This is a genomic window from Paraburkholderia lebeckiae (assembly GCF_050436325.1).
In the GTDB taxonomy this organism is placed as follows: Bacteria; Pseudomonadota; Gammaproteobacteria; order Burkholderiales; family Burkholderiaceae; genus Paraburkholderia; species Paraburkholderia tuberum.
In genome coordinates this window covers 554,917-566,791 of record NZ_JBNDLZ010000003.1, presented here as the reverse complement: position 1 = coordinate 566,791, position 11,875 = coordinate 554,917, and the positions used below count along the sequence as shown (strand labels likewise).

Below are 11,875 nucleotides of genomic sequence, written 5' to 3'. Positions count from 1 at the left end.
CGGCGCATCATGCGCCGCCTCAATGCATGGATCGCACGGAGGCACGCAGATGGCAGTGGACTACACAACTCATGACGGCGTGGCCGTTCTCACGCTGAACAATCCTCCCGTCAATGGGCTCGGTCTGTCGACGCGGGCGGATATCGTCGAAGGGCTCGAGCGCGCACAGAACGATCCGGCCATCAAGGCCATCGTGCTGACGGGCGCGGGCAAGGCCTTTTCGGGCGGCGCCGACATCACCGAATTCAATACGCCGAAGGCGACCCAGGAGCCGACGCTCGCGACGGTCATCAAGGCCGTGGAAGGCAGCGCGAAGCCGGTCGTCGCGGCGATCCACAGCGTCGCGATGGGCGGCGGCCTCGAACTTGCCCTCGGCGCGCATTACCGCGTCGCCGCGGCCGGCGCGCAGATCGCGCTGCCCGAAGTGAAGCTCGGCATCCTGCCGGGCGCGGGCGGCACGCAGCGTCTGCCGCGCGCCATCGGTCTGGAAGCGTCGCTGAACATGATCGTGTCGGGCGCGCCGGTGCTCTCGGAAAAGCTCGCCGAGTCGGGGCTGTTCGACGAAGTCGTCGCGAATCCCGCCGAACTGGCCGAAGCCGCGCTCGCGTTCGCGCGCAAGGTCGGCGCCGAGGCCGGCCCGCATCCGAAGGTGCGCGACCGCAAGATCGAGCATCCGAACGCGGCCGGTTTCATCCAGTTCGCGCGCAATAGCGTCGCGGCAATCGCGAAGAACTTCCCGGCGCCGCATAAATGCATCGACGCGGTCGAAGCCGGTGTGAAGGACGGCTTCGACAAGGGCCTCGCATTCGAGCGCGAATGCTTCATCGCGCTCGTGCAGACGCCGGAGAGCCGCGCGCTGCGTCACGCGTTCTTCGGTGAGCGGGCGGCGAGCAAGATTCCCGACGTGCCGTCGGATACTTCGGTGCGCGACATCGATCGGGTGGCCGTGATCGGCGCCGGCACGATGGGCGGCGGCATTGCGATGAACTTCCTCAACGCGGGCATTCCGGTCACGCTGCTGGAAACGAAGCAGGAAGCGCTCGACCGCGGTCTCGCGACGATCCGCAAGAACTACGAGGCGACCGTCAGGAAAGGCAAGCTGAAGCCCGAGGTGATGGAACAGCGCCTCGCGCTGCTGAGCTCGACGCTCTCCTACGACGACCTGAAGCACGCCGACATGATCGTCGAAGCCGTGTTCGAAGAACTGGGCGTGAAGGAGCAGGTGTTCCGCCGGCTCGATGAAGTCGCGAAGCCCGGTGCGATCCTCGCGTCGAACACGTCGACGCTCGACGTCGACAAGATCGCGGCGTTCACGAAGCGTCCGCAGGATGTGGTCGGCATGCACTTCTTCAGCCCGGCCAACGTGATGAAGCTGCTCGAAGTCGTGCGTGGCAAGGAGACCGCGAAGGACGTGCTCGCCACCGTGATGAAGCTCGCGAAGAAGATCAGGAAGACCGCGGTGGTGTCGGGCGTGTGCGACGGCTTTATCGGCAACCGGATGATCGAGCAATACGTTCGTCAGGCGCTGTTCATGCTCGAAGAGGGCGCGTTGCCAGCGCAGGTAGACAAGGCCATCGAGAAGTTCGGCTTCGCGATGGGTCCGTTCCGCATGAGCGATCTCGCCGGCAACGACATCGGCTGGGCGATCCGCAAGCGCCGCTATCTCGAACACCCCGACATGCACTACTCGAAGATCGCCGACCGTCTGTGCGAGATGGGCCGCTTCGGCCAGAAGACCGGCGGCGGCTGGTACGACTACAAGGCGGGCGATCGCACCGCATACCCTTCGGGCGTGGTCAACGACATGATCGGCGAGTACTCGAAGGAAACCAACTCTGAGCGCCGCAAGATCAGCGACGAAGAAATCGTCGAGCGTCTGGTGTTCGCGCTCGTCAACGAAGGCGCGAAGATTCTCGAGGAAGGCATCGCGTCGAAGGCGTCGGATATCGACATGGTCTATCTGACCGGCTACGGCTTCCCGTTGCATCGCGGCGGCCCGATGCTGTACGCGGACACGGTGGGGCTCTACAACGTCGAGCGCGCGATTCGCCGCTATGCGGCGCGGCCGAACGGCGACGCGTGGAAGCTCGCCCCGAGCATCGCGAAGCTCGCGGCCGAAGGTCGCGGGTTCAACGGCTGAGCGCGGCTGGCTTCAGCTCACGAATTGAGCGGTGCGGGTTTCCCCCGCATTGCTCGCATCAAACGATAGAGGCGGCGCGGTGATGCGCTTTTGAACGCACGGCAGTGAGCCGGCGCGCCACTTTCGACACTGCAATTGGAGACACGCATGACTGACGCCGTAATCGTATCCACCGCCCGCACGGGCCTCGCCAAATCGTGGCGCGGCGGTTTCAACATGACGCACGGCGCGACGCTCGGCGGCCACGTGACGCAGGCCGCGGTCGAGCGCGCGAAGCTCGATCCGGCGCGCGTCGAGGACGTGATCATGGGTTGCGCGAATCCGGAAGGCGCGACGGGCGGCAATATCGCGCGGCAGATCGCATTGCGCGCGGGCTTGCCGGTCAGCGTGCCGGGCATGACCGTGAACCGTTTCTGCTCGTCGGGATTGCAGACGATCGCGCTTGCGTCGCAGCGCGTGATCGCCGGCGAGGGCGACGTGTACGTCGCGGGTGGCGTCGAGTCGATCTCGTGCGTGCAGAACGAGATGAACCGCCACATGATGACCGACGGCTGGCTCACCGAGCACAAGCCGGAAATCTACTGGTCGATGCTGCAGACCGCCGAGAACGTCGCGAAGCGCTACTCGATCTCGAAGGAACGCCAGGACGAATATGGCGTGCGCTCGCAGCAACGTGCGGCGGCCGCGCTCGAAGCCGGTAAATTCAAGGACGAAATCGTGCCGTTGACGGTGCTCGCCGGCGTCGCCGACAAGGCGAGTGGCCGTCTCTACACGAAAGAAGTGACCGTCAGCAGCGACGAAGGCATTCGCGCCGACACGACGCTCGAAGGCGTGTCGAAGATCCGCACCGCGCAGCCGGGCGGCGTGATCACCGCGGGCAATGCGAGCCAGTTCTCGGACGGCGCATCCGCTTGCGTCGTGATGAACGCGACGCTGGCCGAACGCGAAGGGCTGCAGCCGCTCGGCATATTCCGCGGTTTCGCGGTGGCCGGCTGCGAGCCCGACGAAATGGGCATCGGCCCGGTGTTCGCGGTGCCGAAGCTGTTGAAGAAAGCCGGCCTCAAGGTCGAGGACATCGGGCTGTGGGAGCTGAACGAAGCGTTCGCGGTGCAGGTGCTCTATTGCGCCGACCAACTCGGCATTGCGCACGACCGCCTGAACGTGAACGGCGGCGCGATCGCGGTGGGCCATCCGTACGGCGTGTCGGGAGCGCGGCTCGTCGGCCATGCGCTGATCGAAGGCAAGCGGCGCGGCGTGAAGTTCGTCGTCGTGACGATGTGCATCGGCGGCGGGCAGGGCGCGGCGGGTTTGTTCGAAGTGGTTTGAGCGGCGTGGGCCGGCGTCATTACCAGCCCGTGTCCGACGACGGCAGGCTCAGCGTCCCCTGATCGGTGAATCGCGTCGTACCGGTCACGCCACCCGCGAGCTTGCCGCGCAGAACGTACGGAACCTGTCCCGACTGCGCGGCGCCGGCTAGCGCAAAGGCTTGACGAACCGCGGCGAAAGCCGGCACGGTCAGCGGCACGGTGACGACGGTTTCGCCGAAGCGCGGCACGGTGCCGCTCTGGTCGCTGACGCCGCTCGCGAACGGCTTGCCGTTCAGTTCCAGATCGAGCGACACGCCGTTGAAGCTGACCGCGGAGTCGTTGGGATTCTGCACGCGCAGTTTGACGTTGAAGCGCATCTCCATGCCCTGGCCAGCGATCGGCTCGATGCCCGCCACGTTAACGCGCAACGGGTCGGCACCGAACAGGCCCGCGCAGCCAGCGAGTGTCAGCGTGACAGCGACGACGGCGGCGAACAGGCGCCACACCCGTGAGACCAGGCCCGGCTGCAGCGCGCGAAAGAATGACATGACCTGCACCTCGAACGAACCGGATTGGTCATGCATTGTAACGGGCCGCATGGCGCGCGCAGCGACGTTTCAGGCGGCGCGCCGCCACCGTGTGCGCACGACGCAAGCGAGACGCCGAGCGGCTTGCAGAACGAAACCGCGCGCGCTGTGTTCAGCGTGTGCAGGCAGCACGATGAATGCAGCGCGATCGGCCTGCGTCGCGCGGATCGACACGACGCCACGTTGCGAGGTCACAAAGCGCTCGCCTTCGTGCAACGTGAGCGACGTGAGCGGGGCGTCGTTGCCGAGCCAGGCCAGCGAATGATCGCGGAAGACGAGTTGCAATGCACCTTCGACCGCGATGATCGAACTGCGGGCGCGCAAGTCGTGCAGGGCCATCTGACCGGCGGCAAGATGCGACGCCGCGGTGCAATCCACTTCTGCACCGGGTAACAAGCGATCGTGGTATGGACGCACAGGCATGACCCATTCCTTTAAATCGTTTTCGTGTCACACAGCTTAGGGAGTCCGTCCGGATGAAAACAGGCGCAGCTGTCGACAATCTGAACCGGTACAGTGGTGCGTTTCGTCACGCTGTATCGGTCCGAATCACGTCGATGTGTATCTGTCGCGGCGCGCGGACTATCCGCACCATCGGTTCATGAGCGAACTCCTCTTCACACCGCAAGGTCCCTCGACGGACCGGCCAGCCGAGCGCCAGCCGCTTTACCGGCAACTGGCCGACCAATACCGCCGCGCGATCGGCCACGGCGTGCTGCGCCCGGGCGACCGCATGCCGTCGATGCGCGCGTTCATGCAGCGCCACGGCGTGAGCCTCGCGACGGCGACCGAGAGCTATCGCGAACTGGAACGCGCCGCGCTGATCGACGCCCGGCCGCGCGCCGGCTATTTCGTGCGCGTGTCACCGACGGCTGCGTTGCCCTGCGCCGCCGAGCCCGATCTCGCGATGCAGCCCGGCGCCGCCGCGCAGTTCGTCGGCATTCATTCGGAGATTTCGGCGCTCGTGTCGAAATTTCAGCGCTATCCGCACGCGCTGAATCTCGGCGGCGCGACCGCGTCACCCGATCTCTATCCGACCGATGCGTTGCAAAAGGCCGCGGTGCGCGCGTTGCGCCGGCGACCCACCTTGCTGACCGCCGTCGGACCCGATCAGGGTGATCCGGCGTTGCGCGCGATCATCGCCCGGCGCGCGCTCGAGGCCGGCAGCCAGATCGGCGCGGACGACATCATCATGACGCACGGCGGCGTCGAAGCGATGAACCTCGCGTTGCGCGCGGTGACGCAGCCGGGCGACACGGTCGCGGTCGAATCGCCGTGCTTCTTCGGTTTGCTGCAGGCGCTCGAAAGTCTCGGTCTGCGCGCGCTCGAAATTCCTTCCAGCCCGAGCACCGGCCTCGCGATCGAGGCGCTGGCGTTCGCGCTGCACACGCATCCCGACATCAAGGCGGTCGTGGTGGTGCCGAATCTGCAAAACCCTCTCGGCAGCGTGATGCCCGACGCGCACAAGGCGAGCCTCGTCGAACTGTGCGCGCGCGCCGGCATCGCGCTGATCGAGGACGATCCCTACCGCGAGCTCGTCGATGCCGCGCAGCCGCCCCGCTCGCTGAAGGCGTGGGACACCGATGGCACTGTGATCCATTGCACATCGTTCAACAAGACGCTGGCGCCTGGCATGCGCGTCGGCTGGATCAACGGTGGCCGGTGGCATCCGCGCATCGGTATGCTGAAGTTCGCGCAGTCGCGCCACAACGAGCAGTTGTCGCAAGTCGTGCTCGCCGGGTTCCTGGAGACGAGCGCGTACGAGCGCCATTTGCGGCGTTTGCGCGAGAGCTTGCAGCTGCGGCGCGAGCGGATGGCCGCGGCGGTGGCGGCATCGTTTCCCGACGGCACGCGGTTCACGCCGCCGCGCGGCGGGATGTTTTTCTGGATCGAATTGCCGCGCCACGTATCGTCGTCGGCTTTATTCGACGCCGCGTTGCATGACGGTATTCGCATCATGCCGGGCACGGTATTTTCGAACGCCGGGCGTTTCGATCACTTCATTCGGCTCAGCTGTCCGGGTGCGGATCTGGATCTGACCGACGAAGCGGTGCGCAGACTAGGGCGCCTCGCGGCACGGATGGCGGCCCATGCGTCAACGCGATAGCGGGTATCATTTCCCGCCATAGGCTCGACACGCGCCGTCGGCTACGAAATCAGATATCTGAGCCATGACCGATCCATCCACCTCATCCAGAACGGGCCATGCATCGTTGCCCGAAAGTCCCTTCATCGACCGTCTCGGCGCACAGTTGTTGTCGGCCGCCGACGGCGTCAGCGAAGTCGTGCTGCCGTTGCAACGCGATCACATGAACACGTGGGACGTCGCGCATGGCGGCGTCACGATGACGCTCGCCGACGTCGCGCTCGCGATGGCCGCGCGCAGTCTCGCCGGCGACGGCGTCGGCGTCGTCACCGTCGAGATGAAGGTCAACTTCATGCAGCCGGGACGCGGCGAGTTGCGCGCGACCGGCCGCGTGCTGCATCGCTCGACGACGATGGCCTATTGCGAAGGCGAGATCCGCGACAGCGAAGGCCACTTCGTCGCGAAAGCGCTCGGCACCTTCAAATACATGCGCCGCCTCGCGGTGGGCCGCGACGTCACGCGGCAGCGTCTGCGCAGCGACCCGGCGGCGAAGCCCGGTCCGAGCGACTGAGCGGCCAACAACCCAAGGAGACGACCGCATGACCCAGATCAATCGCCAATTGCTGCTGGTTTCGCGCCCCCAAGGCGAAGCCACGCCCGATAACTTCAAGCTCGTCGAAACGCCGCTCGCGCCGCTCGCCGACGGCGAAGTACGGGTGCGCAACCACTATCTGTCGCTCGATCCGTATATGCGCGGACGCATGAACGACAGCAAGTCATACGCGGCGCCGCAGCCGCTGAACGAAGTGATGATCGGCGGCACGGTCGGCGAGGTCGTCGAGACGAGGAATCCGAAGTTCGCGGTCGGCGACAAGGTCGTCGCGATGTTCGGCTGGCAGGAGTACGGCACCTCGAATGGCACGGGCATGCAGAAGGTCGACGACACGCATGTGCCGCTGTCGGCGTATCTCGGGCCGGTCGGCATGCCGGGCGTCACCGCATGGTACGGGCTGAACCGCATCATCGCGCCGAAGGCCGGCGAGACGGTGGCCGTCAGCGCGGCGAGCGGCGCGGTGGGCAGCGTGGTCGGTCAGCTCGTGAAGGCGGCGGGCGCGCGCGCGGTCGGCATCGCGGGCGGCGCGGACAAGTGCCGCTATGTGGTCGAGACGCTCGGCTTCGACGCGTGCGTCGACTACAAGGCCGGTAACCTGTACCAGGACCTGAAGGCCGTCACGCCCGACGGTGTCGACGGCTGCTTCGAGAACGTCGGCGGCGACGGGCTCGACGCGACGCTCGCGCGCATGAACGCGTTCGGGCGCATCGCATTGTGCGGCTTCATCGCGGGCTATGACGGCCAGCCGCTGCCGCTCAAGCATCCATCGCTGATGCTGACGCAGCGGCTGCTCGTGCAGGGCTTCATCGTCAGCGAACACATGGACGTGTGGCCCGAGGCGCTCAAGCAGCTCGGCACGCTCGTCGCGCAGAAGAAGCTGCACTATCGCGAGACGATCGCGCAAGGGCTCGAAGCCGCGCCCGAGGCGTTCATCGGCTTGCTGAAGGGCCGTAACTTCGGCAAGCAACTGGTCAGGCTGATCTGAGCGCGACGTCATCATGCAACGGCAAGCCGCCACGCAACCAGGGAGTCACAGGATGTTCGAATTCGCGGGCAAAGTGGCGGTGATCACCGGCGCGGGCAGCGGCTTTGGCCGCGCGTTCGCGCACAAGGGCGCGGCGCTCGGCATGAAGCTCGTACTCGCGGACGTCAACGCCGACCAGCTCGCGCAAACCGTCGACGCATTGCGCGAAACCGGCGCCGACGCGATCGGCGTGCCGACCGACGTATCGAACGCCGCGCAGGTCGAGGCGCTCGCGCAGGCGGCGCTCGCCGCGTTCGGCAAGGTCCACGTTCTGTTCAACAACGCTGGCGTCGGCACCGGCGGCTTCCTGTGGGAAAGCTCGGCGAACGACTGGTCGTGGGTGTTCGGCGTCAACGTGATGGGTGTCGCGCACGGCGTGCGCGCGTTCGCGCCGATCATGCTCGCGCAGAAGGAGCCCGCGCATATCGTCAATACGGCGTCGGTGGCGGGGCTGCTGGCGCCGCCGGCAATGGGCATCTACAACGCGTCGAAGCATGCGGTGGTGGCGCTGACCGAGACGCTGTATCACGACCTGAAGCTCGCGCAGGCCGGCGCGGGCGGCGAGGTCGGCTGCTCGCTGCTGTGTCCCGCCTTCGTGCCGACCGGCATCGCGGATGCCGAGCGCGCGCGTCCCGAGGAGTTGCGCAACGCGGGCCGGCCGACGCGCTCGCAGATCGCGGCCGGCAAGCAGTTGCAGCGCGCGGTGCAGTCGGGCAAGCTCACGGCCGACGACGTCGCCGACATCGCGTTCGAGGCGATCGCCGCGCGGCGTTTCTATATCATCACGCATCCGGGCATCATGGCGACCGTGAAGCTGCGTCACGAGGATATCGAGCAGTTGCGCGAGCCATCCGATCCGATGTCGCTGAAGCCCGAGGTGAAGAATGCACAGTAGCGGCCGGCTGCGTGGCCGGTGCGCTGGCTCCTGACAATAATTGGCGCACTGCGCGCCGCCCGATGCGCGACGCGCACCACGTTGCCAAAACCATGCCGCTGAATCCCACGATCGAGCAGGTGCTCGACATGATCGCGCGGGCCAAACGCCCGCAGTACCACCAGATGAGCGCGCAAGCGGCGCGCGCGTCGTACGAGAAAAGCGCGCCGATCCTCGAGATCGCGAGCGCGCCGATGTTCTCCGTCGAAGATCTGCGCGTGCCGACGCGCGACGGCGCGACGATCCGCGTGCGCCTCTACTGCCCGGTCGAGCCGGGCTGGGCCGAGCCGCTGCCTGCCTTCGTGTACTACCACGGCGGCGGCTTCACGGTCGGCAGCGTCGATACGCACGATGCGCTGTGCCGGATGTTCGCGCGCGACGGCCAGTGCGCGGTGCTGTCAGTCGATTACCGGCTCGCGCCCGAGCACAAGTTTCCGACCGCTGTCGACGATGCCTTCGACGCCCTTAGCTGGCTGCACGCGCACGCGGCCGAATTCGGCATCGACGGCACGCGGCTCGCGGTGGGCGGCGATAGCGCGGGCGGCACGCTCGCGACGGTTTGCGCGGTGCTCGCGCGCGACGCCGGCATCGCGCTCGCGCTGCAATTGCTGATTTATCCGGGCACGACCGGCCATCAGCAGACCGACTCGCACTCGCGCCTCGCCGACGGCTTCCTGCTGTCGGGCGACACGATCCAGTGGTTCTTCGAGCAATACGTGCGAGATAGCGGCGATCGCGACGACTGGCGTTTCGCGCCGCTCGACAGCGAGCGCGGTGCGCCGGATTTTCGTGGCGTCGCGCCCGCGTGGATCGCGACCGCCGAATACGATCCGCTCGGCGACGAGGGCGATGCGTATGCGGAGAAACTCCGTGCGCTCGGCAATCCGGTCACGCTCAAACGCTACGCCGGCATGATCCACGAGTTCTTCAAGATGGGCGGCTTCGTGCCCGAAGTCGCGCAGGCGCATGCGGACGCCGCGGCGGCGTTGCGCTCGGCATTCGGCATCGGGTGAGGGCGGTGATCGCGAAGCGATGAGCGGCCGGCGGCGAATGCGCCGGCCAGGCGGTGCTCAAACGATCACGCCACGCTCATCCGGTCGCGCTCGACATTGAACGCGAAGCTGCGCTCGAAATCGCCGGGCCGCACGATCCGGTGCGAGCCGTTGTCGTCGCTGCGCTCGGCGACCGCGACGCCGATCACGTCGCCATAGGCGGCGACGCGCAACGCGGTGGTGCTGCGCGTGCCATAGTCCGGCGATTCGATGAACGCCGCCGACAGCACGCGTTCGCGTTCGAGCGGAATACCGGTCGACGGCAATTCGTCGTCGCGCGCGAGCCGCGGATCGCGCATCAGATCGATCAGGCGTTCGAGCGGCGGCATCGGATCGCGCGCGAGCAGCGTGCCGAGCTCGCCGCGCTTTTTGACCAGCTTCGGCCACGCGGTATCGAGCACCGCGTTCGAGATGCCGTGCGTGCCCGGCGCGAGCAGCGCGGGGCCGCTGTTTGCGTCGACGGCGCCGCGATTGCAGTACCACGCGAGCTCGCGACGTGTCCAGTCGCCGACCAGCAGATTGAAGCCGTTGTAGATGTCGCCTTTTTGCGCGACGTGCCGCAGATACGCGAGCGGCGTCTCGTGCGGATTGCCGTCGGCGTCGCGCGCGGCGCTCGTGAGCCAGTCGCTGACGAGCGTGCCGCGGGTCGGCGCATCGGCGCGCATTTCGCCCGGCGCGCGGTAATTGGTCAGCGCGGCGAAGCGGCCGTCGCGCGACAAGCCGAGCCACGTGCCGCCGCCCACGAGGTCGCGGCCCCCCAGCACCTCCGGCGCGTCGCGCCACCAGCCGATCGGCTCGGCCGTGCGGCGGAAGAACTCGTCGCGATTCGCGGCGAGCGTGAACAGCGGACCATCGAGCGCATCAGGTCGCCAGTCGAAAACGATCAGGCACATCGGGGAGCATCTCCCGTTCAGAGCATGGGGCGGCCGCCTGATGCAGCGACGCAGGCGGCAAACGAAAGCGGCAAAAAACAGACGAGAATAAAGCAGCCAATAAAAAACGGCGCCCGATTGCGCCGCTTCTTACCCTCTCCAACGATCAGACTTCGGCCGGCAGACCGTAGGGCAGCGTCAGGAAGCGCAGCGCCGGGCCGTCGGCCGCGCCGAGATGTACGCTGCCGCTGTCGAGCGCCGTGAGCTTGGTCTCGACCAGCAGATCGACGCCGCCGCCTTGCGCCGATGACGCGTTGACGATCATCCCGCACGGCTGGCCCGGATCGTCCGAGTGGAACAGCTCGGTGCCGGGCCGCACCGTGTCCAGCTCGCCGGCGACGTTGGCGAGCGACGTGCGCCGCTTGATCGTGCCGCGATACTGGCTGCGCGCGACCACTTCCTGACCCGGATAGCAGCCTTTGCGGAAATTGACCGCGCCGAGCACGTCGAAGTTGACCATTTGCGGCACGAACTGCTCGACGACCGGCTGCGTGATGCGCGGCTCGCCCGCGCGGATGTCGAGCCAGTCCCACACGGCCGGCGACACGCGCTTCAGCCTGCCGTCGAGCGACGGCAGCAGCGCTTCGATCTGCGCCTTCGGGCCGATCCACAGATAGCGCAGGCGCGCCAACGCATCGGGCACGCGGATCAGCGTGCCCGCTGTGCCGTCGACCTGCACGTGCACACCGTCGGGCAGCGCGTCGAACACGCCGGACAGCGCGCCGCGCACGTCGCCCGCGAGACCGACCACCGCGAACTCGCCGCTCGCGTCGGCGAGCCTGGCCTTTGCGCGCAGCACGAACATCGACAACCGCTTTTGTACCGCGGCCTGCACGTCTTTCGATACCAGTAGGCGGATCGTATCGCCGCTGCGCCAACTGAGGAACGACGCGAGCAGCCGGCCCTTGGCCGAGCAGTAGCCGGCGAGGCGCGCGTTCGCGGCGTCGAGATGCTGGACGTCGTTGGTCAACTGGGCGTGCAGGAAGCTCGCCGCGTCGTCGCCGGTCGTGTCGATCACGCCGAACTGCGACAGCGGCATGTACGCGCCATGCTCGAGCACGGCGGTGAATTCTTCGGCCGACGGGCGCGGCAGGATGGGCAGGGCGGCGGGCGCCGCCGCGGCGGGAGTGAGACCGGAAGCGTTACCTGAGGTGTTCACGAGCGGTGTGTTCATGGATTCCGGGAACAGTCAATTCTGAC

The 11,875-nt window shown here is 67.0% G+C and carries 11 protein-coding genes; 7 read left to right on the top strand and 4 right to left on the bottom strand.

Annotated features, from left to right (window positions below; all coding sequences use genetic code 11):
* Positions 1-49: 49 nt before the first annotated feature.
* Together OKW44_RS20540 and OKW44_RS20535 are read left to right on the top strand one after the other, a co-directional pair.
* Positions 50-2,140 carry a 3-hydroxyacyl-CoA dehydrogenase NAD-binding domain-containing protein gene (locus OKW44_RS20540; RefSeq protein WP_018418062.1) on the top strand — a complete coding sequence of 697 codons (2,091 nt, stop codon included), beginning with the start codon at positions 50-52 and terminating at the stop codon, positions 2,138-2,140.
* A 147-nt stretch (positions 2,141-2,287) separates the two neighbouring features.
* Positions 2,288-3,466, top strand: a complete 1,179-nt coding sequence (locus tag OKW44_RS20535; RefSeq protein WP_018418061.1) for an acetyl-CoA C-acyltransferase — start codon at positions 2,288-2,290, stop codon at positions 3,464-3,466.
* Positions 3,467-3,485: 19 nt separating this feature from the next.
* On the opposite strand, the gene OKW44_RS20530 is transcribed toward OKW44_RS20535, so the two are convergent.
* Together OKW44_RS20530 and OKW44_RS20525 are read right to left on the bottom strand one after the other, a co-directional pair.
* Positions 3,486-3,995, bottom strand: a complete 510-nt coding sequence (locus tag OKW44_RS20530) for an LEA/WHy family protein (RefSeq protein ID WP_026225391.1) — start codon at positions 3,993-3,995, stop codon at positions 3,486-3,488.
* 69 nt (positions 3,996-4,064) lie between these two features.
* Positions 4,065-4,457, bottom strand: a complete 393-nt coding sequence (locus OKW44_RS20525) for a hypothetical protein (protein WP_018418059.1) — start codon at positions 4,455-4,457, stop codon at positions 4,065-4,067.
* A gap of 178 nt (positions 4,458-4,635) precedes the next feature.
* On the opposite strand from OKW44_RS20525, the gene OKW44_RS20520 reads away from it, so the two are divergent.
* From OKW44_RS20520 to OKW44_RS20500, 5 genes are all read left to right on the top strand, one after another.
* A complete protein-coding gene (locus OKW44_RS20520) occupies positions 4,636-6,141 on the top strand; it encodes an aminotransferase-like domain-containing protein (RefSeq protein WP_035470252.1) in 1,506 nt (501 codons plus the stop codon).
* 64 nt (positions 6,142-6,205) lie between these two features.
* The gene (locus OKW44_RS20515; RefSeq protein WP_026225390.1) at positions 6,206-6,691 is read left to right on the top strand and encodes a PaaI family thioesterase; all 486 of its coding nucleotides are present in this window, start codon (positions 6,206-6,208) and stop codon (positions 6,689-6,691) included.
* A gap of 28 nt (positions 6,692-6,719) precedes the next feature.
* Positions 6,720-7,718 (top strand): NADP-dependent oxidoreductase, encoded by a 999-nt coding sequence (locus OKW44_RS20510; protein WP_018418056.1) that lies wholly within the window; start codon positions 6,720-6,722, stop codon positions 7,716-7,718.
* 52 nt (positions 7,719-7,770) lie between these two features.
* On the top strand, positions 7,771-8,652 hold the full coding sequence (locus OKW44_RS20505; RefSeq protein ID WP_018418055.1) for an SDR family oxidoreductase: 882 nt from the start codon (positions 7,771-7,773) through the stop codon (positions 8,650-8,652).
* 92 nt (positions 8,653-8,744) lie between these two features.
* Positions 8,745-9,704 (top strand): alpha/beta hydrolase, encoded by a 960-nt coding sequence (locus OKW44_RS20500; protein ID WP_026225389.1) that lies wholly within the window; start codon positions 8,745-8,747, stop codon positions 9,702-9,704.
* Between the two features lie 65 nt (positions 9,705-9,769).
* Here the strand turns inward: OKW44_RS20500 and OKW44_RS20495 are convergent, their stop codons facing one another.
* Entirely contained in the window at positions 9,770-10,636 is an 867-nt protein-coding gene (locus OKW44_RS20495) for an NRDE family protein (RefSeq protein WP_018418053.1), read from the bottom strand.
* Positions 10,637-10,781: 145 nt separating this feature from the next.
* Complete coding sequence (gene ygfZ, locus OKW44_RS20490) at positions 10,782-11,849, bottom strand: CAF17-like 4Fe-4S cluster assembly/insertion protein YgfZ (RefSeq protein ID WP_018418052.1); 1,068 nt, start codon at positions 11,847-11,849, stop codon at positions 10,782-10,784.
* Positions 11,850-11,875 lie beyond the last annotated feature (26 nt).